This window comes from Enterococcus sp. E5-37 (genome assembly GCF_035726925.1).
Taxonomy (GTDB): Bacteria; Bacillota; Bacilli; order Lactobacillales; family Enterococcaceae; genus Enterococcus_B; species Enterococcus_B faecium.
In genome coordinates, this window is record NZ_JAPMLG010000004.1 from 100,911 (window position 1) to 125,974 (window position 25,064).

The 25,064-nt window shown below is 37.8% G+C and carries 22 protein-coding genes and 1 pseudogene; 4 read left to right on the forward strand and 19 right to left on the reverse strand.

From position 1 onward, the window contains the following. Positions 1-148 precede the first annotated feature (148 nt). The 7 genes from whiA to uvrB form a co-directional block, all read right to left on the reverse strand. The gene (gene whiA, locus OS138_RS04555; protein WP_002289698.1) at positions 149-1,084 is read right to left on the reverse strand and encodes a DNA-binding protein WhiA; all 936 of its coding nucleotides are present in this window, start codon (positions 1,082-1,084) and stop codon (positions 149-151) included. A gap of 33 nt (positions 1,085-1,117) precedes the next feature. Further along, entirely contained in the window at positions 1,118-2,116 is a 999-nt protein-coding gene (locus OS138_RS04560; RefSeq protein ID WP_002306471.1) for a gluconeogenesis factor YvcK family protein, read from the reverse strand. Then, positions 2,113-2,997, reverse strand: coding sequence for an RNase adapter RapZ (rapZ, locus tag OS138_RS04565; protein ID WP_002289695.1), 885 nt, complete (start codon positions 2,995-2,997; stop codon positions 2,113-2,115). The genes OS138_RS04560 and rapZ overlap by 4 nt, the downstream gene beginning before the upstream one ends. Positions 2,998-3,131: 134 nt before the next feature. After that, complete coding sequence (locus tag OS138_RS04570; protein WP_002294440.1) at positions 3,132-3,863, reverse strand: aspartate racemase; 732 nt, start codon at positions 3,861-3,863, stop codon at positions 3,132-3,134. Between the two features lie 3 nt (positions 3,864-3,866). Beyond that, positions 3,867-5,132, reverse strand: coding sequence for a D-aspartate ligase (locus OS138_RS04575; RefSeq protein ID WP_002294441.1), 1,266 nt, complete (start codon positions 5,130-5,132; stop codon positions 3,867-3,869). 262 nt (positions 5,133-5,394) lie between these two features. Then, on the reverse strand, positions 5,395-8,211 hold the full coding sequence (uvrA, locus tag OS138_RS04580; RefSeq protein WP_002300375.1) for an excinuclease ABC subunit UvrA: 2,817 nt from the start codon (positions 8,209-8,211) through the stop codon (positions 5,395-5,397). A 9-nt stretch (positions 8,212-8,220) separates the two neighbouring features. Then, a complete protein-coding gene (gene uvrB, locus OS138_RS04585; protein WP_002294444.1) occupies positions 8,221-10,215 on the reverse strand; it encodes an excinuclease ABC subunit UvrB in 1,995 nt (664 codons plus the stop codon). 258 nt (positions 10,216-10,473) lie between these two features. Between uvrB and OS138_RS04590 the strand changes: the two genes are divergently transcribed. After that, the gene (locus tag OS138_RS04590; RefSeq protein WP_002294446.1) at positions 10,474-11,976 is read left to right on the forward strand and encodes an amino acid ABC transporter substrate-binding protein/permease; all 1,503 of its coding nucleotides are present in this window, start codon (positions 10,474-10,476) and stop codon (positions 11,974-11,976) included. A gap of 1 nt (position 11,977) precedes the next feature. Further along, positions 11,978-12,715: an amino acid ABC transporter ATP-binding protein gene (locus tag OS138_RS04595; RefSeq protein WP_002292113.1), complete on the forward strand. Its 738-nt coding sequence runs from the start codon at positions 11,978-11,980 to the stop codon at positions 12,713-12,715. 368 nt (positions 12,716-13,083) lie between these two features. On the opposite strand, the gene dnaJ is transcribed toward OS138_RS04595, so the two are convergent. From dnaJ to OS138_RS04650, 12 genes and pseudogenes are all read right to left on the reverse strand, one after another. After that, positions 13,084-14,250, reverse strand: coding sequence for a molecular chaperone DnaJ (gene dnaJ, locus OS138_RS04600; RefSeq protein WP_002289374.1), 1,167 nt, complete (start codon positions 14,248-14,250; stop codon positions 13,084-13,086). A gap of 150 nt (positions 14,251-14,400) precedes the next feature. Further along, entirely contained in the window at positions 14,401-16,230 is a 1,830-nt protein-coding gene (dnaK, locus tag OS138_RS04605; RefSeq protein WP_002292134.1) for a molecular chaperone DnaK, read from the reverse strand. Between the two features lie 50 nt (positions 16,231-16,280). Beyond that, a complete protein-coding gene (gene grpE, locus OS138_RS04610) occupies positions 16,281-16,844 on the reverse strand; it encodes a nucleotide exchange factor GrpE (protein WP_002294448.1) in 564 nt (187 codons plus the stop codon). Positions 16,845-16,937: 93 nt separating this feature from the next. After that, a complete protein-coding gene (hrcA, locus tag OS138_RS04615) occupies positions 16,938-17,981 on the reverse strand; it encodes a heat-inducible transcriptional repressor HrcA (protein WP_002294449.1) in 1,044 nt (347 codons plus the stop codon). A 234-nt stretch (positions 17,982-18,215) separates the two neighbouring features. After that, entirely contained in the window at positions 18,216-19,382 is a 1,167-nt protein-coding gene (hemW, locus tag OS138_RS04620; RefSeq protein ID WP_002300945.1) for a radical SAM family heme chaperone HemW, read from the reverse strand. A 15-nt stretch (positions 19,383-19,397) separates the two neighbouring features. Continuing rightward, positions 19,398-19,625 (reverse strand): adenosine deaminase, encoded by a 228-nt coding sequence (locus tag OS138_RS04625; RefSeq protein WP_002300943.1) that lies wholly within the window; start codon positions 19,623-19,625, stop codon positions 19,398-19,400. Between the two features lie 251 nt (positions 19,626-19,876). Further along, positions 19,877-19,957, reverse strand: a pseudogene (locus OS138_RS12750) (type II toxin-antitoxin system RelE family toxin); the annotation flags it as partial. Next, complete coding sequence (relB, locus tag OS138_RS04630; protein WP_002333063.1) at positions 19,945-20,268, reverse strand: type II toxin-antitoxin system RelB family antitoxin; 324 nt, start codon at positions 20,266-20,268, stop codon at positions 19,945-19,947. The gene relB and the pseudogene OS138_RS12750, both read right to left, overlap by 13 nt. Before the next feature lie 342 nt (positions 20,269-20,610). Beyond that, entirely contained in the window at positions 20,611-21,063 is a 453-nt protein-coding gene (locus tag OS138_RS04635) for an HNH endonuclease (protein ID WP_369598449.1), read from the reverse strand. Next, positions 21,056-21,664 carry a hypothetical protein gene (locus OS138_RS04640; RefSeq protein WP_002294459.1) on the reverse strand — a complete coding sequence of 203 codons (609 nt, stop codon included), beginning with the start codon at positions 21,662-21,664 and terminating at the stop codon, positions 21,056-21,058. The genes OS138_RS04635 and OS138_RS04640 overlap by 8 nt, the downstream gene beginning before the upstream one ends. Before the next feature lie 483 nt (positions 21,665-22,147). Continuing rightward, positions 22,148-22,309 carry a hypothetical protein gene (locus OS138_RS04645; RefSeq protein WP_002294460.1) on the reverse strand — a complete coding sequence of 54 codons (162 nt, stop codon included), beginning with the start codon at positions 22,307-22,309 and terminating at the stop codon, positions 22,148-22,150. After that, the gene (locus OS138_RS04650; RefSeq protein WP_002294461.1) at positions 22,302-22,976 is read right to left on the reverse strand and encodes a zeta toxin family protein; all 675 of its coding nucleotides are present in this window, start codon (positions 22,974-22,976) and stop codon (positions 22,302-22,304) included. Before OS138_RS04650 ends, OS138_RS04645 begins: the two co-directional genes overlap by 8 nt. A 522-nt stretch (positions 22,977-23,498) precedes the next feature. On the opposite strand from OS138_RS04650, the gene OS138_RS04655 reads away from it, so the two are divergent. Further along, positions 23,499-24,089: a type 1 glutamine amidotransferase family protein gene (locus tag OS138_RS04655; RefSeq protein WP_002294462.1), complete on the forward strand. Its 591-nt coding sequence runs from the start codon at positions 23,499-23,501 to the stop codon at positions 24,087-24,089. A gap of 189 nt (positions 24,090-24,278) precedes the next feature. Next, positions 24,279-24,992: a hypothetical protein gene (locus tag OS138_RS04660; protein ID WP_002325767.1), complete on the forward strand. Its 714-nt coding sequence runs from the start codon at positions 24,279-24,281 to the stop codon at positions 24,990-24,992. The last annotated feature ends 72 nt before the right edge of the window (positions 24,993-25,064 follow it).

Consider the following 25,064-nt stretch of genomic DNA (forward strand, 5'->3'; position numbering starts at 1 on the left):
ATTGTATTAAAAACAATAGAAGCCTTTCCAAATTATGTTACTCCAGTAAAGATGGAATTATAGTTTGACGGAAGAAAAGCAAGTATAACTTTTAAAAAAAACTGATACATTCGCATCTCCTGCTTCATGTATCAGTTTTTTCTTTGGATTAAACTGCTTCTTCACGCAGTTTTTCCGCAAATTCATTTATTTTGCGAATTCGGTGATTAATTCCCGATTTTGATATCGCACCTGAGGGAATCATTTCCCCTAATTCTTTCAAGCTGACCTCTGGATGTTGAAGCCGAAGTTCTGCGATTTCCTGAAGTTTTTCAGGAAGGGCATGTAGACCGACCTTTGCTTCGATCAATTCGATGTTTTCGATTTGTTTAGAAGCCGCATCAATCGTCTTGTTCAGATTTGCTGTCTCACAATTGACTAGACGATTGACCGAATTTCTCATATCCCGTACGATTCGAACATCTTCAAATCGGAGCATTGAGTTGGTTGCACCAATCAATGTTAAGAAATCAGCAATTTTTTCTGCTCCTTTTAAATAAGAAATATAGCCATTGCGCCGTTCAAGCGTTCGAGCATGTAGACCGTAATAATTTAACATATCGCAAATGTCTTGGTTATGCTGTTCATAAATAGAAAATATTTCCAAATGATAACGGCTCGTTTCCGGATTATTGACTGAACCTGAGGCCATAAAAGCACCACGTAAGTAAGAACGCATTTTTTGCGAATTTCCCATAATCTCGTCCGAAACGTGTCCATTGAACATCATACCATCCATGATATCAAGATCCATCAACACATCTTTTGTGCCTTGCTTCAACCGGACGATATAGACATTGTTCTTTTTTAATTTCATTTTTTTACGAACGAGTAGCTCACTTCGTACCTGATAATGATCTTTCAAAAGAGAATAGATACGTCTGGCAATTGCAGCATTTTCTGTTTGGACGTTCAAAATAAACTGCTGGTTCACAATACCTAAAGAGCCGTTCATTCGCAGCAAAGCAGCTAATTCCGCTTTCGCATGTTCTCGATGAACTTCCAAACCAGTTAGTTCTTTCTTCACATCTGCAGCAAATGACATCCTATTCTCCTCCTTTCTCCAACAATAAATTGCTTAATATTTTGAACCGAAAACTAAACGGAACAATTCTTCTACTACTTTGTCTCCATCGTGGAAGACACCCCCATCTTTCAATTCCAAAAAGTCGGTGGAAATCACTCGACATCCTTCATTTCTCAATCCGTTGAAGTCGTGTGCGACTTGTACTAGATACTCATCATAGATCTCTGGGTCCATATAATCTTCAGGCACTTTTTCCGTATTGACCAATACTGTATCGATAAAAGGCTGATTCAAATGCTTGTGTAAAACACGTATATGATCGGCATCTGTGAAATGTTCCGTTTCCCCTTTTTGGGTCATGATATTACAGATATAGACGGTTTCAGCAGTTGTCTTGAGCATTGCTTCGCCGATTTCTGGTATCACTAAATTTGGAAGGATACTGGTGAATAAACTTCCGGGTCCCAAAACGACCATGTCGGCGTCCATAATTGCTGAAACGACTTTTCGAGCCGCTTTGGCTTCACTTTTATCATTTGTGTTGCAGACATACACACGGTCAATGGTTTTACGGTCGATCGCGATTTTAGATTCTCCTACTGCAGTCGTTCCGTCTTTAAAGACAGCATGCAAGGTCAAAGGAGTTTCTGAAGAAGGATAAACATGTCCATCTACATGCATCATTTTTGCTAATAATTGAATCGCCTCATAAGTGCTTCCCCGCATCTCGGAAACTGCGGCAATGATCAGATTACCGATCGTATGATTGGCTAAAAACTGATCTTCCTTTTTGAAACGGTATTGGAAAATATCTTCATAGAATTGTGGCATATCCGATAACGCCACTAAGACATTTCTCAAGTCACCAGGAGGAGCCATAGCGATCGATTCTCTGATTGCACCGCTGCTTCCCCCATCATCTGCAACAGTCACTACTGCTGTGATATCTGCTCCTTGATTTCGCAAACTTTTCAGGATAACTGGCAGACCAGTGCCACCGCCGACCACTACGATCTTTGGTTTTCTTATCCGGTAGGTTTTCATTTTCACGACCGGTTCACCGTCTCTTTCCTTTTATCCTTGTCCCGATGTGTCACATTGACTTTATAGTTTTTCCCTAAAGCATTTGCCAAACGTTCAGTCAATGCCACAGAACGGTGTTGACCGCCTGTACAGCCGATTGCAACTGTCAAGCTGCTTTTTCCTTCTTTAATGTATCCAGGCAATACAGTTTCCAGAAGATCCAAAAATTTATGGTAGAATGATTGCGTTTCATCAAAGGACATCACATAATCATAGACTGGCTGATCTTTTCCGGTCAATGGTCTTAGTTCCGGGATATAATGAGGGTTGGGCAAAAAACGCACATCCATCACAATATCCGAATCGATCGGCAACCCGTATTTAAAACCAAATGATACAAATTCGATCCGAAATCCTTGGTCTCCCTTTGATTTGAATGACTCATTGATTTTTTCACGTAATTGTCGTGGTGTCAATGTCGTCGTATCAATGATCACGGAAGCTTGGGCTTTCAAGTCGTCTAGTATCGCCCGTTCTTTACGTATCCCTTCAGTGATCAAACCGTCCATCGCCATTGGATGTGCTCGTCTTGTTTCTTTGTAGCGAGCCACTAGTTCTTCGTCTGAAGCATCTAAAAATAAGATAGAAGTGTCGATGAAGTTCGTATTTTCGATTTCGATCAGCATGTTTTGGATTTCTTCAAAGAAGGAACGAGAACGTAAATCCACTCCTAAAGCCATTTTTGTGACTTTGCCTGATTCTTTGATTAATTCCCAGAATTTTGGAATCAATCGAGGCGGCATATTATCGATACAAAAATAGCCCATATCTTCAAAACTTTGGATAGCTACTGTTTTCCCTGCACCGCTCATACCTGTTATGATGACTAATTGCAAATTATCTGTCATAATTACGAACTCCTCTCACATTGTGCATAGTAAAATTATATCATTCCGGGCGTATCATTACCAGTTTTCTTTTTCTTTTACAAAAAGATTTGGACCAAATATCTTTTAGGATATTTGCCCCAAATCCAATTTTTTTACTTTTCCGATGCTGTATCCAATGCCTTGCTTCTTTCAGCTAGCGCTCGTTCAATCGTCCGATCTGCTAAAATAGATTGGGCATCGATCACTGGATAATGGTTATCTTCAGCAAATTCATGCATCAATGACAATTCTGTGCAACCTAAGATGACTTTTTCACAGTTTAGGCGCTCTACCGCTTCTTCTAAGATTTCGTAATATAGCTCTTGATTCAAATAATCCGATTCCTTGATCTCATGATAGATCAGATAATTGATTTTTTCTTGAAGAACAGTATCAGGAATCACTGTTTCGAATCCAAGATTTTTGACTTCGCGTTCATAGATTCCAGCTTTCATACTTCCTTCTGTTCCTAGAATCGCTACTCTCCCTGTCGTATGCTGACGGACAAGTTCATTTGCTGCTTCTCTTGGCATATGAAGGATAGGAATATCCGTTGCCGCTTGTAATTCTTCAAAAAAGTAGTGTGCGGTGTTACAAGTCAACACAATGAAGTTCGGCTGCAATAAATTTTGTTTCTCAATATCATCCAGCAGAAACGGCATTGGATTTTCTTCTGATCGATCTAAAATATAAGCTGTACGATCAGGAACTGTTGCATGATTGAATAAGACATAATTCAAATATTCTTGATCTTTTGTAGCTTTCGTTCGGTGGTTGATCAAGCGAACAAAACTTTCTGTCGCCATCGTGCCCATTCCGCCTAAAATACTGAAAAAATTCTCCATGAACTAGCCTTCTTTCACATGAAAATACTTTTTGAATCTTGGAATATAGTTATGGAACATATATTTCATCAACAACCAGCGCTTGATTGACCGGTCTTTTTCATAAAACACAGTAGTACCGTAACGATTTTCTTTGATCATTTGCTCAGCTAGTTTTTTGTCTTCATTTTCCCGAGCATATTCTAAAAAGATTTTTTTGGGCACACCCATCCATAATCTTGCTTTATCTGATTGATTCGTTCCATAGGTCGTTTCAACAAAGGGTTTGTTAAACACTCGATCTTCTGTGACGAAACGAGCCAGATTCAAGCCGTTCAATGTCACAAAGAAACTGCTACGACCTTGTCTCAAATTGATTTCAAATAATTTATATTCTCCATCTCTAGGATCATACTTCATATCGAAATTGGCAAAGCCTGTATATTCGATTTTTTCCAAAAATGCCTTAATGGTTTGATAGATTTTTTCGTTATAATCTGGCATGATCACAACGTAATTACCAATCGATGCTGGTGTAGGATCTTCTAACAGTGGATGACCAAGACACATCATCCGAACTTGATGATCTTCATCTACATACGCATTTAGCACACGCATATTACTATCATCACCCGGGATAAAATCTTGTACAATCATTTCACTTTTATAACCGGCTTCGTATATCCGGCCTAAAATTAAATCGAACTCTTCTCTAGTCTCTAAAATAAAAGCTTTTTTTCTTCCTTCAAATTGGACAGAAAGATACTCCACACTGTTTGCAGGTTTCAAAGCAACTGGGAATTCAAAAGGCAATTCCTGTTCCAAATGTCCATTTACTAACATTTCTTCTCTGACGATCAATGTTTTAGGATACGGAAGATCATATTCTTCACAAACTTCATAAAAGCTTACTTTATTGATCAGTCTTTCAAATAAAGAATAATCAATATATGGACAGATAAAATATTCTGACAGCTCTTGTTTATGTTGGGAGATCAATTCTGCATATCCATCACCACAAGCAATCAAAAGATATTTTTTACTCTTATCAGAATATCTTTCTTTTGCCAAACGAAGCATCGTCTCGATAAATACAGGGTCTTTATCAAATCCTGGAATAACTTCTACATTGACAATTTTACTGTAGCGGGTAGGGGCTAACTGATCCGAAGCATATGCTTGGCAGATTTTGCCGTATGCTTCATTAAAAGAACGTGCCATACCATAAACGTTCATGTCGCTTCCTAATAATATAGGGATAAATTCTTCATTTTCAATACTGTTCATCATTATCTCTCACTTACTCATAATCTCTTGTTTTTCTTTTCCAACTACACAAGGAATATCATACCATAAAGAAAAAAGCAATCAAAGGAAACTCCTCCGATTGCTCAATTCTTTTTTGAACGGATTGAACTTATAGGAAGTTTTTATCTATACCAATCAGTGTAGAAAGAACTACCATGTAATGATTCTAGAACACTGATATTAATAAAACAAGCAAAAATTCATTTTTTTATGTTTTTTTAACTATCTCAGCTATCTATCCTCTTTATACCATTATTTTTTTCAAATAGTGACCTGTATAACTTTCTTTTACGTTAATGATTTCTTCTGGTGTTCCAGTCGCAAGGATCGTTCCTCCACCTTCTCCACCTTCTGGTCCTAAATCAATGATATAATCTGCTGTTTTGATTACATCTAGATTGTGTTCAATCACTAAAACTGTGTTACCAGCATCTACTAATCTTTGTAATACATGCAACAAGCGGGCGATGTCATCGCTATGAAGTCCTGTCGTTGGTTCATCTAGTATATAGAAATTCTTTCCATTAGAGATTTTGTGCAATTCACTGGCAAGTTTCATCCGTTGTGCCTCACCACCGGACAATGTCGTTGCTGGTTGCCCCATCGTCACATAACCTAAGCCAACATCAACAATCGTTTGCAGTTTGCGATGAATCTTTGGAATGTGCTTGAAGAATTCTACAGCATCTTCTACTGTCATTTCCAAAATATCAGCAATGCTTTTTCTTTTGTAATGCACTTCTAATGTTTCAGAGTTATATCGTTTGCCATGACATACTTCACAAGGAACATAGACATCAGGCAAAAAGTGCATTTCGATCTTAATAATTCCATCCCCGCGACAAGCTTCACAACGACCGCCTTTTACGTTGAAACTAAAACGCCCTTTCTTATAACCCCGCATTTTTGCCTCGTTCGTTTGAGCAAATAACCCACGGATATCATCAAATACACTTGTATAAGTCGCTGGATTACTTCTCGGCGTCCGGCCGATTGGGCTTTGATCAATATCGATGACCTTTTCGATACTTTCGTAGCCGGAAATTGTCTTGAATTTACCTGGCTTAGCAGAATTCTTATTTAATTTTTGCGCTAACGATTTCTTTAAGATACTATTGACCAATGTACTCTTTCCAGAACCAGACACACCTGTGACTGCTACAAATTCTCCTAATGGAAATTCAACACTAATATTTTTCAGATTGTTTTCTGAAGCACCAGTGATCTTGATTGCTTTCCCATTACCTTTACGGCGTTCTTTTGGTACAGGTATTGATTTTTTCCCTGAAAGATATTTCCCTGTCAAAGAATTTTCATCATTAGCTACTTCTTCAGGAGTGCCTGCAGCCACGATTTGTCCGCCTTGTTCTCCGGCCCCAGGTCCGACGTCAATCAGATAATCTGCTGCCCACATCGTATCTTCATCATGTTCGACTACAACGAGGGTGTTGCCAAGATCACGCATTTTCTTTAATGAGCCAATTAGTCGATCGTTGTCGCGTTGATGCAATCCGATCGATGGTTCATCTAAAATATACAAAACTCCAGAAAGATTCGATCCAATTTGCGTAGCCAATCTGATTCGCTGCGCTTCTCCCCCAGATAATGTTCCGGAAGCGCGACTCAAAGTTAGATAGTCTAGCCCCACATTTTCCAAGAATGAAAGTCTGTCATTTACTTCTTTTAAAATCGGTTTGGCAATTACTTTCTCTTGTTCAGATAACGTTAAGTTTGAGAAGAAATCTACTGCTTTTTGAATAGACAACTCATTTGTTTGCCCGATATTCGTTCCATTGATTTGAACAGATAGAGCTTGGGGATTCAATCGATAACCTTTACATGTCTGACAAGTTAATTCTGTCATATAAAGACGCATTTGCTCACGCGTGAAATCACTGTTCGTATCATGATAACGACGCTCGATATTCTTCAATACCCCTTCGAAAGTCGTTTCTACATCGCGAACGCCACCAAAATCATTTTCATAATGGAAATGGAAAAGATCATCTGTCCCATTCAAGATGATCTCCTGATGCTCTTCCGGTAATTCTTCGAATGGTGTATCTAAATCGATACCGAAACTTTCACAAGCCTGCGCTAACATTTGAGGATAATACTGAGAGCTGATTGGATTCCATGGAACGATAGCACCTTGACTAAGTGTCTTCGTTCTATCTGGAATCACTAAATCTTGATCGACTTCTAATTTGACACCTAAACCATCACAGTCTGGACAAGCTCCAAAAGGCGCATTGAATGAGAACAGTCTTGGTTCTAGTTCGCCAACAGTAAATCCGCAATAAGGACAGGCATAGTGTTCGCTAAACAACATTTCTTCTTCACCGATCACGTCAACCAGAGCATAGCCGTCTGCCAATCGCAGGGCCGCCTCTAAAGAATCAAATAGACGAGAACGAATCCCTTCTTTCACAATGATCCGGTCGATGACGATCGCGATATCATGTTTTTTGTTTTTCTCCAGCTCAGGCACTTCACTTAAATCATAGATCTCACCATCGACTCGAACGCGGACGTATCCCTCTTTTTGGATTCGTTCGAATATTTTTTTATGTTGTCCTTTTTTCTTTACCACGATCGGTGCCAACACTTGGATCTTTGTGCGCTCAGGCAAAGCCATTACTTGATCTGCCATTTGATCTACTGATTGACTGGTAATCTCGATATGATCGTTGGGACAAATCGGATGTCCTACACGTGCAAACAACAAGCGTAAATAGTCATTGATTTCCGTCACAGTACCTACTGTCGACCGAGGATTTTTACTTGTTGTTTTCTGATCAATAGAAATCGCCGGACTCAATCCGTCGATGCTATCTACGTCCGGCTTATCCATTTGTCCTAAAAACTGACGAGCATAAGCAGAAAGGCTCTCTACGTATCTCCGCTGCCCTTCAGCGTACAGCGTATCAAATGCTAGGGAACTTTTTCCAGAACCGGACAAACCTGTAACGACCACGAATTTATCTCGTGGAATCGTTACATCTATATTTTTCAAGTTATGGGCACGTGCACCGTGAATCGTAATTTTATCGTTAGCCATGTTGTCCTCCTACTTTGAAGCTTTTAATTCTAAAATCATATCTCGCACATTAGCGGCTGTTTCAAAATCCAATGCTTTCGCCGCATCTTTCATTTCTTTTTCTAATTTCATCAATAACGTATCTTTTTCTTCTTTCGTCATTTCTTCATACGAGACTTGTACCGCTTCTTTTGTATCATCTTCCGATTCTTTCGTAATAGAAATCAAATCTCGGATTTCTTTAATGATCGTTTTTGGAACGATCCCATGTTCTTCATTGTACTTCTGCTGAATCGTACGGCGTCTTGATGTTTCATCCATCGCTAGACGCATAGAATCTGTTACTTTGTCTGCGTACATGATTACTTTACCTTCTTCATTCCGAGCAGCTCGTCCAATCGTTTGGACTAAGGAACGTTCACTACGTAAAAAGCCTTCTTTATCCGCATCCAAGATAGCAACAAGGGAAACTTCAGGTACGTCTAATCCTTCACGAAGCAAATTGATTCCAACTAACACATCAAATTCACCTAATCGAAGATCTCGAATGATTTCTGTTCGTTCCAGCGTTTTGATATCACTATGCAAATATTTGACTTTGATCCCTAATTCTTTGAAATAATCTGTGAGGTCTTCTGCCATTTTTTTCGTCAATGTCGTTACAAACACCCGCTGGTCTTTTTCGACTCGTTCATTTATTTCGCCTACTAGATCATCGATTTGTCCCATGATTGGACGAACTTCGATCACTGGGTCAAGCAGCCCTGTCGGACGGATGATTTGTTGGATAACGGTATCTGTTTGTTCATGTTCATATGGTCCTGGCGTCGCAGAGACATAAATGATCTGATTGACATGTTTTTCAAACTCTTCTAACCGAAGTGGCCGATTGTCTAAAGCAGATGGCAAACGGAAACCGTAATCTACTAGCATCTGTTTTCTCGCTCGGTCACCATTATACATTCCTCTGATTTGAGGCATGGTTACGTGCGATTCGTCCGCCACGATCAAAAAATCTTCAGGAAAGAAATCCAATAGCGTATAAGGCGGTTCACCTTCTTTACGTCCGTCCATATGCCGAGAATAATTTTCAATTCCCGACGTGTAGCCCATTTCTAACATCATTTCAATATCGTAATTGGTTCGCTGTTCTAAACGTTGAGCTTCCAGAAGTTTGTTTTCATTTCGCAAGACAGTTAAACGCTGTTCTAATTCCGCTTTGATATTCGCTACGGCATGCTCCATATGTTCATCATTCGTCACAAAGTGAGTCGCCGGGAAGATTGCCACGTGTTCCGTTTCTCCTAAAACTTCACCTGTCAGTGCATTGACTTCTCGGATACGTTCGACCTCATCTCCAAAAAACTCCACACGTAAGGCACGTTCATCTCTTGAAGCCGGAAAAATCTCCACGACATCACCGCGCACTCGAAAACGACCGCGCTGAAAATCTATATCATTTCTTTCGAATTGGATACTGACTAAGTCACGAATCAACTGATTGCGATCTAGTTCTGCTCCCTGTCGAATCGAAACTACTTGTTTTTGGTACTCAAAAGGCGAACCTAATCCAAAAATACATGAAACGGATGCAATGACGATCACATCATTTCTTTCTAATAATGAACTAGTAGCCGAATGTCGTAATTTGTCGATCTCATCATTTACACTTGAATCTTTTTCGATATACGTATCGCTTGAAGGCACATAAGCTTCAGGCTGATAATAATCATAATAAGAAACAAAATATTCAACAGCATTGTTAGGGAAAAATTCCTTGAATTCCCCGTACAGCTGACCAGCCAATGTTTTATTATGAGCAATAATCAGTGTTGGTTTATTCACTTTCTCAATAAGATTGGAAATCGTATATGTTTTCCCTGTTCCAGTCGCACCTAATAAGATTTGTGCTTTTTTCCCGCCGACTACGCCATCCACTAATTGGTTAATCGCTTCAGGCTGATCACCAGCCGGTTGGTATTTCGAGACAAGCTCAAAGTGTCGGGAGGTATCTCTCTCAATCATTCTTCGTCCTCCTTTTCATTCATTCCTTTTCATTTTACGACCAATAAAAAGAAAAGGAAAGCAAAGGCATTCCTTACTAAAAAATTATACCACACCGAACATACTTTCGCCACTTTTTTATCTTATTATACATGTTACGTTTTATAACATAAAATGTTAGAAACTCGCATTTTTTTCATTTTTTCGAGCTTACAGTCTTGTCTGATTCAGCACTTTTCGCCTATAATAATAAAATATTGGAAATTTAGGAGGTTGATTATGAAAAGAAAGCATTTATTTCACTCATTTGTTTTCTTAATGACAGGACTTGTGACACTTGCGTTTGGTCATGTTGCACAAGCTGACAACACTACAACGGCAGAGTCAAGCACAAGCGAGACAATGCAAAAAATAGAGCCCAAAAAAGACGTATACGTAATTGCCAGTGACTCTGCTTTTGCTCCATTTGAATTTCAAAACGCAAAGGGCGAGTACGAAGGCATCGATGTAAAATTGATGGAAAACATCGCCAAACTGCAAGGATTTAACATCCGAATGGACTACCGTGGTTTCTCTGCTGCTTTGCAAGCTTTGGAATCAGGACAAGCAGACGGAATGATTGCCGGAATGACTGTAACAGATGAACGAAAGAAAAGCTATGATTTTTCTGATTCTTACTTTGATAGCGGGATCCAATTAGCTGTCAAAAAAGGAGATACTTCGATCAAGTCTTATGAAGATTTGAAAGGAAAAACAGTCGGAGCAAAAGTTGGTACCGAAAGTGCTGAATTTTTAAGCGACCATGAATCTGAATATGGCTATTCTATCAAATATTTTGATGCTGCTGATCAATTGTACGACGGGTTAAAAGTTGGCGCAATCGATGCAATGATGGATGATTATCCGGTAATCGGTTATGCGATCAAACAAGGACAAGAATTGGAAACACCGATCGAAAAAGAATCTGGCGGAAAATATGCATTTGCCGTTAAAAAAGGACAAAATCCTGAGCTTCTTAATATGTTCAATGAAGGATTGAAAGAATTAAAAAGAACAGGCGAATACGATAAGATTATCAAAGAATATGTAGCGGATGGTTCAGAAACTTCTAGTGAGTCTTCCACTGCTGATGAATCAACATTTCTTGGACTTATCCAAAACAACTATCAAGCATTGTTGAAAGGACTTTGGAGAACAATTCTCCTAACTTTGATCTCCTTTGCTTTGGCTATAGTAATCGGTGTGATTTTTGGATTATTCAGTGTAGCACCAATACGCGCTCTTCGCACAATTGCTAGTATTTATGTCGATATCATCCGAGGAATTCCAATGATGGTTCTTGCGTTCTTTATTTTCTTTGGGTTGCCTGGTATCGTTGGATTTACGATTCCTGACTTCCTTGCTGGTGTTATCACCTTGACTCTTAACGCAAGTGCTTATATCGCAGAGATTGTTCGAGGCGGGATCAACGCCGTTCCTGTCGGACAAATGGAAGCTTCCAGAAGTTTAGGTCTTTCTTATAATCGGACAATGCAAAAAATCATTTTGCCACAAGCAATACGCATCATGATCCCATCATTCGTCAATCAGTTCGTTATCTCATTAAAAGACACAACGATCATTTCCGCAATCGGTGTAGTCGAATTGCTGCAAACTGGTAAGATCATTGTTGCACGTACAACACAAAGTACGTATGTTTACTTGATCATTGCGATCATGTACTTGATTTTGATCACAGCATTGACAAAATTAGCAAAAGTTTTAGAAAAGAAGGTGAAGTAAGATGGCAGAAAAAATCTTAGTTGAGCATTTAGTCAAAAAATACGGCGATAACACAGTATTAAACGACATCAATGTATCCATCAACGAAGGAGATGTCGTCTGTATCATTGGCCCTTCAGGTTCAGGAAAAAGTACATTTTTGCGTTGCTTGAATCGTTTAGAAGAACCTTCTGACGGTGAAATTATTATTGACGGCGCCCACTTGATGGATAAAAGCACAGATATCAACTTGGTGAGACAACATATCGGAATGGTATTCCAGCACTTTAACCTATTCCCTCATCTTTCTATTTTGGAAAACATCATTTTAGCACCGATGGACCTGAAGAAAGAATCTAGAGAAGAAGCAGAGAAAAAAGCAATCAAATTACTGCAGACAGTTGGTCTAGAAGATAAAAAAGATATGTATCCTGAAATGCTTTCTGGTGGACAAAAACAGCGTGTGGCTATTGCTCGTGCTCTAGCGATGAACCCTGACATCATGCTTTTTGATGAGCCTACATCTGCACTCGACCCCGAAATGGTCGGTGATGTCTTGAACGTCATGAAAAAGTTAGCAGAACAAGGTATGACGATGGTTATCGTTACGCACGAAATGGGCTTCGCTAAAGAAGTGGCCAATCGTGTCATGTTCATTGACGACGGAAACTTTTTAGAAGACGGAACGCCTCAACAAATCTTTGAAAATCCGCAAAATGAACGGACAAAAGATTTCTTGAATAAAGTATTGAATATTTAATAAAAACCAAAAATGCCCGGTTGCTTCATGACGACCGGGCATTTTTAGTTTCTTGTTTTTTCACTTAACTGTACCAGCCGCATCGCTTGTTCTCCTGCACAAACAAGCAATCGCTCTACCTGTTCCATCGCATAAGAAAGTACCATCGGTTCATTGACGATATCAAGTACATAGTCGATACCACCTTCAGAAACTATGATGATTATCTTATTCTAAAGCTGGCTTTTTTGTTGGTACAAACATGACAACTACAAAAAAAACCAGGCGAACGTATGATTGTTCGTCTGGTTTTTAATTATTAATGACTTAGCGTTTTTACTAGAAATAGAAAATTTGGGCAAGTCTACTTTATATTTTTACTAGAAAAACTACTTCCGCTTTTTCCCGCCAAAAGCATCTTTAAACTTATCGAAGAAACCGTCTTCTTGCTGTTCTTCAACTTTGATGCCGCCAGCTTCAGCGAATGCACGTAATGCTTCTCTTTGTTGTTCATTTAGATTTTTCGGTGTGATCAGTTTTACTTTGACATGTTGGTCGCCTGTTGCACCACCACGTAACTTCGGAGCGCCTTTTCCACGTAAACGGAAGTTCGTACCTGTCTGTGTTCCAGCAGGGATCTTCAATTTCACATCTCCATGGACAGTTGGTACTTGGACTTCATCCCCCAAAGCTGCTTGTACAAAACTTAAAGGCAATTCATAGTAAATTTCAGAACCTTCACGATCAAAGATATCACTTTCTTCTACACGAAAGACCACATACAAATCACCAAATGGTCCGCCGTTTTCTCCAGCTTCTCCTTGACCAGCTAAACGCATTTGTTGTCCTTCTTCTACACCAGCTGGTACATTCACTTTAACTGAATGTGCTTTCTTCTCATGCCCTGAGCCATGACAGGTTGGACAAGGTTCTTTGATTTCTTTCCCTGTGCCATGACAAACATCACAAGTTTGACGGCTCATCACTCGTCCAAGTGGCGTTTGGCGTTCTACATTGATCGTACCTGCACCATGACATTTATGACAAGTAGTTGGTTGTGTGCCTGGTTTTGCACCGTTTCCACCACAAGTATGACAGATTTCTTCCCGATTATACTTGATTTCTTTTTCTACACCAAAAATCGCTTCTTCAAAAGACAAGTCGACCGTATATTGCAAATCAGCACCTTGACGAGGCGCATTTGGATCGACTGACCGACCGCCTCCTCCAAAGAAAGAGTCGAAGATATCTTCAAAACCACCGAAGCCGCCACCAGAGAAGCCGCCGAATCCACCAAATCCGCCACCAGCTCCACCAGCACCGTAATTTGGATCTGTGCCTGCATGCCCGTATTGGTCGTATGCAGCGCGTTTTTGCGGGTCACTTAAAATCTCATATGCTTCTGATACTTCTTTGAATTTTTCTTCCGCATCAGGTTCTTTATTGATGTCAGGATGGTATTTTTTCGAAAGCTTACGATAAGCTTTCTTTATTTCATCTTCTGATGCTCCTTTTGAGAGCCCTAAGACTTCATAATAATCACGTTTTGTTGCCATAGGCTTTCCTCCTATTGGTTCTCATCATTTTCACGTCGCTTGTTATCATATCATATTTTGTTTGAAACAAAAACCGATACTTCAAACTATTTTTCAAAAGAAAAAGCCAAAGTAGCAACTTTGGCCTTCTCTCGAAATTCAGTGAACTGATTATTTATCGTCGCCATCGACTTCTTCAAAATCAGCATCAACGACATCATCTGCTCCGCCTTGAGCTGCTTCTGGATTTTCTTGAGCTTGTTGTTGTGCAGCTTGTTCGTATAGTTTAACAGTCAAGTTTTGAACGATTTCGTTCAATGCATCGCGTTTAGTTTTCATTTCCTCGATGTTGTTTGCTTCAACAGCGGCTTTTAATTCGTCACGAGCTGTTTCTGCTTTTTTCACTTCTTCTTCGTCCACTTTGCCTTCTAATTCTTTCAATGTTTTGTCCACAGAGAATAGCAATGCGTCTACATCATTACGTAGGTCAACTTCCTCTTTACGAGCTTTATCTGCTTCAGCGTTTGCTTCTGCATCTTTCACCATACGTTCGATTTCTTCGTCTGTTAGACCTGAAGAAGATTTGATCGTGATTTTTTGTTCTTTTTGTGTACCTAGATCTTTCGCAGATACATTTACAATCCCGTTTTTATCAATATCGAATGTTACTTCGATTTGTGGAATACCACGAGGAGCTGCTGGAATATCTGTCAATTGGAATCTTCCTAGAGTTTTGTTGTCAGCAGCCATTGGGCGTTCACCTTGTAATACATGGATGTCTACTGCTGGTTGATTATCTGCCGCAGTTGAGAATACTTGTGATTTACTTGTTGGAATCGTTGTATTGCGGTCAATCAATTTAGTGAACACTCCACCCATTGTTTCGATACCTAATGACAATGGTGTAACGTCAAGTAAAACAACATCTTTCACATCACCAGTGATCACGCCACCTTGGATAGCAGCACCCATAGCAACTACTTCATCAGGGTTAACTGATTTGTTTGGTTCTTTTCCTGTTTCTTTACGTACTGCTTCTACAACTGCAGGGATACGAGTAGATCCACCGACTAAAATAACTTCGTCGATTTCTGATTGTGACAGACCTGCATCTTTTAACGCTTGACGTACTGGTACTTTTGTACGTTCTACTAAGTCAGCTGTTAATTCATCAAATTTTGCACGTGTCAATGTCATTTCCAAATGCAATGGTCCAGATTCTCCTGCTGTGATAAATGGCAAGCTGATTTGTGTGCTTGATACGCCAGATAAATCTTTTTTCGCTTTTTCAGCAGCGTCTTTCAAGCGTTGTAAAGCCATTTTGTCTTGAGACAAGTCAATGCTGTTTTCTTTTTTGAATTCTGCTACCATGTAGTCGATGATTTTGTTATCAAAGTCGTCCCCACCTAGATGGTTGTCGCCAGCTGTTGACAATACATCAAAGACACCGTCTCCTAGTTCAAGGATAGATACGTCAAAAGTACCGCCACCAAGGTCGAATACTAAGATTTTTTCGTCGCGATCTGTTTTATCTAAACCATAGGCAAGAGCAGCTGCAGTTGGTTCATTGACGATACGTTCTACTTCTAGACCAGCGATCTTACCAGCATCTTTTGTTGCTTGACGTTGTGCATCATTAAAGTAAGCTGGCACAGTGATAACTGCTTTTTCGACTTTTTCACCTAAATAGTCTTCTGCGAATCCTTTGATATATTGAAGGATCATTGCTGAGATTTCTTGTGGTGTATATGATTTACCTTCTACATCTACTTTGTAACCTGCTTCACCGATATGGCGTTTGATTGATGAAATCGTATTTGGGTTTGTCACAGCTTGACGTTTTGCAACTTCCCCTACTTGGATTTCTCCATTTTTGAATGATACAACAGAAGGTGTTGTACGGTTTCCTTCTGGGTTAGCGATGATTTTTGCTTCGTTTCCTTCCAATACTGCTACTGCAGAGTTAGTCGTACCTAAGTCAATACCGATAATTTTACTCATAATTAACGTCTCCTTCTTTAATTGAAAGTGTAAGTTTTATATCCGCACAATTATTGTGCAACAATGACCATAGTTGGTCTTAACACGCGATCATGTAATTTGTAGCCTTCTTGTAGTACTTCTACAATCGTATCGGCTGGTGTATCTTCAGTCGCTGGAACAGTTTGTACTGCTTGATGAAGATTAGGATCAAAGGCTTCTCCTTTAGCAGGGATTTTTTCAATTCCTTCTTCTTCCAGTGCGTTACGCAAACTTTCCAAGACCATTTCCACGCCTTTTTTCAAACCTGCCCCTTGATCATCTGACACTTCTGTGGCTAATGCACGTTCCAGGTTGTCAATTGATGGAAGTAATTTTTTGGCTAAATCTTGCGAACGGTATTTTTGTAATTGCTCACGCTCATTTTTTCCTCGATTTGCCATATTTGCGATTTCAGCACGAGCCCGCAAGTATCTATCTTCCATTTCTTCTAACTCAGCTTTTAATTTCGCTGTTTCGAATTCTTCCGCTTCAGCTTCTGAAATACCCGAATCTTCTGCAGCTTCGACATCGATTTCCGGTTCTGGCTGAGCATCTGTCATTTCTTTATCTAGTTCTTCTTGATTTTCTTTCACGATACAGTCTTCCTTTCATTATTCAGTCAGCTGTTTGATTGCTCTTACTAAGAAAGAGAGAACGATCAGCTGCAAATAGCTTCGTTATTCACATTACGAGTTTGACAAGTCAAGCGAGCGGTAATAATCAGCAAGTTTAGCTGCTAGTTCTCTTCGATAAACATCGACTAGACCGAACATCCGAGAATAAGGCATACTAGTAGGCCCTAACAAGGCTATTGTACCTCTTCCATGACCATCTATCTCGTAACTTGCTTGAATCATACTCATATTCTGCAATAAATCATTGCCTAATTCAGCACCAATCTTGATATGAATATTGCTATCCATCGGAGTGATCATTTGTGTAAGTCCGTCTGAGTCTTTCATAAAAGAAAACATCGATTTGAACTGATCAAGATCTTGACGGGGCTCATAATCCAAGAGATTCATTTGTCCACTGACATAAACCTTTTCTTCAAAAACATGACCAAGAACGGTGTCAAATAACTGAGACATCCCTTCTGTCGTCTGGAAATATTTATGAAGAATCATCGGAATCTCCGTACGAAGTTTATGGTACACCGTCATCAGAGGATCTCCGACTAGACGGTCGTTTACAATCTGTACCATTTTTTCTAGTTCCTGACTTCCCATATATTCGGGAAGAGTGAACACTTGGCTTTCTACATTCCCCATATCTGTTACGACGATAGCAATAATCTGTCGATTATTCAAGGGTACGATACGAAAGCCAGTCAGTCGGCGGTCTTTTATTTCAGGTCCCAATGAAAAAGTCGTATAGCTTGTCAGCTCAGATAATATCTCAGCAGATTGCTTAATAATCTCATTGATTTCATGAAATTCTCTGCCTAGAGACTGACGAATCAGCAGCAAATCATCTTCTGCTACGCGAGCAGGTTTTAACAAATGATCCACGTAATAACGATAGCCTAAAGCAGATGGAATCCGCCCAGAAGAAGAGTGAGTCTTCAACAGCAATCCTTCATCTTCTAATGCTTTCATATCATTGCGAATCGTTGCTGAGCTGGCCTTGACTCCCTCAGACATTAATGTTTTGGAACCAACGGGCACGCCACTACTCGTATAGTGTTGGATGATCAGACGTAAAATGTCGTTTTGTCGCTTTGTTAACATCTTCCTCACCTCTCATTAGCACTCATATATTCTAAGTGCTAATTCACTTATAAATATAGCAAGAAGCCCTTCTCCTGTCAAGAGAAAGACTCCATTTTTTAGCACTCTAAACACAAGAGTGCTAATTCTAAATAATTGATGTAAATCCAGTTATATCAATACTTCAATACCTCATTGTCAAACTTTCTAAACTTTTTCTTTTCAAGTTTCGATAAAAAACAAATATTCTTCAAACTATTTTTCAAATAAAAAGCGCTCAAACACATTGTTCCCCAAAAAAGTCCCTCTTGGTGTCAAATAAACACGGTCTTCTTCATTAACAAGTAACCCTTCTTGCTCTAATTCCCTTAGCACATCACCGTACACCGATTCAATTGTTTTTTGATAGCGATCATAGAAATGTTTTTTAGTAATCCCTGTTTTTTTTCTTAGTCCTAAGAACATTTCTTCTTCTATTTGATTTTTTCGTGTCAATTTTTCTTCTTCCAATACCGGGCGTTCATTTGCTCGTAATGGGCGTAAATAGTGTTGGATCGGTCCTTTGTTGCGGTAACGAATATCTCCAAGATAACCGCTAGCACCAGCTCCAAACCCAAAATAGTGGTCATTGTTCCAGTACATGAGGTTATGTTGAGATTCATGTCCGGAGAGCCCAAAGTTACTTATTTCATATTGGTGACGTCCATGCTTTTCCATTGCTTCAATCGTCTCTTCAAACATTCTGGTTTCCGTTTCCTGATCAGGCAGTTCGAGTCTTCCTTGTCGTACCCAGTTCATGAACATTGTTTTGTTTTCGAGGATCAATGAGTACAAAGAATAGTGAGGCAGATCCAAAGCCAAAGCTTTTTCCAAAGTATCCCGATATCCTTCTAGTGTTTGTCCCGGTAATGCATAAATCAAATCGATGCTTACATTGGTAAAATTTTCTGCTTCTAAAAATTGCATTGTTTGATACACATCTTCTGCAGTATGTTTACGTCCAATTTTTTTCAATAAGCGATTGTCAAATGTCTGCACTCCCATGGATAAACGATTGACGCCATAGTTTTTCATCACTTGAAGTTTTTCACGGGTCAAATCACCAGGATTCGCTTCTACAGTAAACTCATTACCATTTTGAAAAGGCAGGATCTCTCTAGCACCTGATAATAGTCGATCAAGTTGTTTAGCAGATAAAGAAGTTGGTGTTCCGCCTCCTACATAAAGTGTTTCCAAATTCGCTGTAGGATGACTTTCCAGCATTAATCTCATTTCATTCAGCAGCATTTCCACATACTCATCTACTGGCTGCCCTTCTAAAAAAACTTTATTAAAGTCACAGTAATAGCAGATATGCTCGCAAAATGGGATATGAATGTACGCAGAAACCTTGTTTTCTGCGGGATTTATTGTTTCTATCATTGAAATTCTTTCTCCTTACGTCGAAAAGTCGTGCCTGTTTTCGACCTTCTTAAAATCGCGTTCAAGCACCAACTCATTGAAATAAGCCGCATATTTAGAATCAAGGAAACCTAGCTCTAAAAATGCTTGCTTATTGTCATCGGAGCTACACGGTGCTTTTACAGCCTCTCGATAAACGGTAATCGCAAAGCTGACCTTCGGCATTAAGTCAAAATCTGCAAAAATATGAAAAGCTATTTTCACAGATTCCTCCTTAAGTGCTCAGACCACAACGCTTTGCTTACAACCTCTCATATACGCATACTAAACGTATTTGGCGAACAAATCCACTAAAAAATCCAAGAATCGACTTCTTGGATGATTTTTTTACACTCATGATTCTTCCTAAACAATTTTGTCCTTATTTTATTCATAAAAAAATCTAGTCAAATCTCTCACTTCAAGAGTTTTAACTAGATTCCAATTATTATTTTTTTGTAAAAATAAACAGTCTCTTAATCATAGACATTTCTTCGGTGCCCTACTTGAATAGCGATAACAACGAATTGATTATCTTCTATCTCTACCAATACACGTATTTGCCAATCAGAGCTGCTTCTGAATTTCGGGCGTGAATTTTAAACGGCAGGTCATTCCAGCCCACCAAATTCATTAAGGATTCTTCCATGAATACTGTTGTTTTCCCACTTCTTATCCAATGTTTATGGGCAATTTCAGCCGTTTGACGATTGTATTCATCTTCTAGTTGTTCCATCGAATAGTTTTTTAGAAGTTCAGATAAAGTAATCCCATAAAATTCAGCTATATAAGAAAGCCATTCTTTTTTGGCGTCACTTACACGAACCGTAATCATAGCCCTATAATTGCCTCTCTTAAAGAATCTCATGCATTTCCTGATGTGATTTTAGAAAAATTTACTTGCTAAAAAACTGTGAAAATGTAGGAGCTAGCATCCTTGTAGTAAATGATCGAGCTCTTTATTATACATTAAAAAAGTTCAGAAATTTTGATGAAGTAGACAACTACTTTTTCATGAGTAAAGCAACACTAGAAAAAGAATCCTCCAGTACTTAGAATTTACTGGAGGATGTACTTTTGAAGAAGCCTATAGGTTATTTAAAAAATATTACTACAGGAAGGAACGAGAATTACTTCGTTACTTATAATAGAACTTAGTCTTATATAGAAGGCATAGCTCACATTAGCTTATTTGTCCTATAAAAATAAATTACGGTATTTTAGAAAAGCTATTTTCTCTTTTTTCAACGATCTTCAGCAATTTTTCTTTATCGTCAGGTAACTCAAGTTCATGAATTCTAGCATGACAATTGGGACATAACGCGATACAGTTTTCAATCACATCTTTTCCACCTTGCGACAAATATTCTATATGATGACAATGTAAATAAGGTACACCTTCTTTTATAAATGGCCCTTTTTCTTGGCAAAGTTGACAAATACCTTTTGCAAGTCGTTTAACATATTCAGATACGAAGGGATTACGTTTATATATTTTTGTTTTTGAGAAGCAAAACTCCTCTTCGTTAACATATTTTGCAGCCATTTTTTTATTATAATTACTAACTTTTCTTGCTTCTTCCTCTAATTTAGCATCAGATAAATTACGAATATGTCTAGTTTGATTTTCTTCCTGGTTATATATATCTTTATCTTCAATCAATTGCATATATATCTTTATCTTCAATCAATTGCTCTTGATTTATTAAAGCTAATGGAAATTTATATACTTTTCTGCTGTTGCCCGAACTATCTTTTTCATTAACAGTATATATTTGTCCTGCTAAATATACTTCTCCCAGATACGTGTGTTCTTTTGGTTTAAATGTTTCAAATAAATGAATCTTTACAAAATTACTTTTTGAATTGGCTAAAACTTTATTTTGATTCTTATCCAATACTTGATCCCCTTTTAGTCCCATACCGGTATATTGTAAAATACCATTTAACCACTTATCTTTATAAACATTACTTCCTGTTTGATCACTAAACAGTACAAGAGTATTAGTTTGATGAGATCTTCTCATTCCACCCTGTTTGGAACATTTAAACTTCTCTGAAATTTCTTTGTTAGTATATACTCTACCAACTTCTAACTCACCTAATATGTTTTTAGACCAATTTTCTCGCCATGTAATAATCTTATCAAGATTAAACATTTCTCCCTCTTTTGGCATGCCATTTCTAATTAAATCAGCTAATACACCAGTAGAAATATCTAATTTTTTTAGTAATTCTTTCTTAGTAATCAATGTTGGATTCATAACAATGCAGCTCCTAATGATATCAATATAATTGCATTAGATAACTTGAAAAATCGAAAAAAACTCATTTTGTGTCAAGTTATCTGTAATATATAAAAACATCATTATTATACCTCATCTATGTGAATTTTTACTATTCTTACCTTAGCATATTCTTTATAGGTATATCAGAGCTAATCAAACTAAAAAATACCCGAAGTCTTCTTATGTAAAAACACCGGTTATTACTTAAATATGACTTAGGTAAAACAATGAGTGATCCAATTATAAAATTTTATGGCGAATAATTTAGTAAGCGCTACATATTGAATGATTTAGAAATTTTGAAAAAGTAGCTAGTTCCTTTTATACCAGAAAAGTAAACCTAATAAAAAACACAACTAATTTTTAGCTGTGTTTTTTAAGTTACAATAATTATCTATTTAATAGTCTTAATTCATTAAAATAAAAAACTCAACTTTACAAGGATATGGTTTAAAAAATTTATTTATCCAACCCAACTAGTTTTCGCTGCTTACGATTTGCTTCATCTGCTACGTACTTCATTACTGTTTTAAATTCTTTCGCTGAGGCGTTTTCTGATAAATCAGCGATACTTTTATTATACTTCTTCACGATTTGTTGTACTTGTTCTTTCTCAGTCATGTAATTCCTCCTCCAACTCTTTTGAAGTATATTGTATTGGTAGTACTAATTGAATATTATCTGCTGCATAATGCACTTCAGAAATGTCGTTTTGATAATCCTTAATCATTATGTGAAGGACTACTTCAGGATGTCTATTTTTGACTTTTTCAATATTCTCTCTGGACTTAAAAAACGCATTGATAAACATTTCTTTTGGCACATGACGTCCTTCAGCTAGTTCACGTTTTCGAGTGAAATCCCAGGCAACTTTGGGATCTTGGTAAACATAGAAAATCGTAACGCGAAAGTTATTTTTAAGGGCTCGAATAATATTTTTCTCTGCACTAAGGATAGCAAAAGTATCCTTTAGTATGAAAGAATAGCCATGTTCCAGTACATATTTTAATGATTGTTCAACTAACCAAGAAGAAGCTTTCTGAAAAACACTTGAGTTCTTTCCATTGTATTCTGGAAATTGTGCTCTAAAATAGTCCGCATCAATCACAACATGGTTGTCATAATTTTCAGCTAAACCTAGTGCAACCTCTGTTTTACCTGCTCCTGGGCTTCCAGCCATGAATACCGCATCTTTTTCATCATCAGGGATTTTTCCCTTGATGATTGTTTCAATAAATTTATCTTTATTGACCCTAGCGTAATCTAAATACTTGTCTTTAGGTTCCAAGATTGCAGCTTCTTTCCTTCTTCTATATTCATACTAATTATACGATATTTATATAAAAAATATAACGGTCATTTTAACCATATTAACATTTAGTCACAGTAATAGCAGATATGCTCGCAAAATGAGATATGAATGTACGCAGAATCCTTGTTTTCTACGGCATTCGCTGTTTTTTCATTGGACTAGTTATATATTTCTAGGGTTGTTTTCATGTCTGAGTGCCCGATATGATTTATTTTTCGTTTCTATAATTACTTTTTGCCTTCCAGTTTCTTTTAAGATTGTACTCAAGCAAGTGGGAATTGGTTCTTTTGTCATCCATGTATGCAAAATGTTATAATGCTGGTAAACAAAAATGATTACCTGTCATTTTTATTTAGTTCGTATTTAATTAAGTTGACTGTCTGTATACTCTGTCTAAAACTTAAGAATTGTTGTTTTCGCTGTCGCTATCCAAATTTAATGAATGTCTGTATGTTAAAACTGTTGTCCTTGTCATAGATAGTAAAGGAGAGCTTGAAAATGAAAACTGCGATTACGTTTCTATTAGAGGAATATGCCGATTGGGAAGGTGCTTATATTACTAGCACACTAAACCAAAAAGAGGGATGGCAAAACAAAACTGCTTCTATCCAATCAGAGGTCACTTCCATTGGAGGATTAAAAACAAAAATCGATTACTTAATCGAACAAATACCTGAAAAAGTTGACCTTTTTATTATGATCGGTGGCAATTCATGGGACATAAAAAATCATCATTTATATCAAATAATCGATAAATTGTTAAAAACAGACGTACCAGTAGCTGCTATTTGTGGGGCAGTTGATTATTTAGCTCAGAGCGGATTATTGCAAGGTTACAAACACACCGGAAATGCGCAATTTCCTTGGTTAGAATCGGAAAATTATCAGAATAAAGAAGATTTTATAGAACAACAAGCTGTGAAAGATCGTAATTTGATTACTGCGAATGGAACAGCTCCTATAGAATTCACAGACTTGATTCTTCAAGCAGTCCATTTTGAAACAGAAGAAATAAGAGAAAAAAAGATTCGTCTATACAAACTTGGATTCTATGATTACTATAAAAAGTACGGAGATCCTTTCTCCTAATCATTCTCTTCAATTAAATACTCCTTATCAATAGTATGACAAGTAATTTTACTGATGGTTATTTGTCACACTTTTTCTGACATTTATCAAAGAAGATACACTCTATTTATATTCATAGACAAGGTTTTACGGATTCAAAAATTCAGGATTATGCTATACTGGTATTAAAAAAATAATGAGGTATTTTATATGAAAAAGTTAGGTTTTATTTTATTGTTGGTCTCTTTATTCCTTGTAGGATGTACGTCTCCTAGTAAAGAAAATAGTGATCCATCTGCGACCACAGACAAAAGTTCAATCAAACAAACCAGTTCAGCTGAAAAATCAAGTACTCAGAAATCAGCTTCTACTGAAACGAATACATCTTCAACAAGCAGTAAAGTCTCAGAGCCCAATACTTCTTCTACATCTAGTAGTACAGTTGAGACAAATATTTCTTCTTCAACAATAGACACAACTTCCTCACAGTCTTCTCAGTCAATAGATCCGTTAGCAGGATATTCTGATCTACAAATTGAGTACGCACGTGTTTGGCTAGCAATTAGAGGTAATACTTTTAGAGATACATCGGGTGATTTCGAACTACATGTTATTCATTATCCTGCAGGAACACCTATCGCCCCTTATGATGCAGGGAGTGCAGTCTATCCGAAAGATGTGGTTATGCTCACTGGGAAATACAGTTACCAGGGAGTTTTAGTGTATTCAAGTAACCATGACGGGACAATCACTAGTTATCCAGTTCCTTCACATTGGCAAATGCCTGCAGATCAAACATCTTATCCAGCGTTCATTAGAGAAACAACTCAAGAAATTATTGATAATGCATCTGTAGTAGCTATTCCTACAGGTAATCCAAATGATGTGAAACAGCTGATCAATGTGATAGTTATGGATAATTAAAATTTCTAATAGATCATACAAAAAGAAGCTGGCAAAATACTGTCAGCTTCTTTCATTTTCTTTTCTATTTAG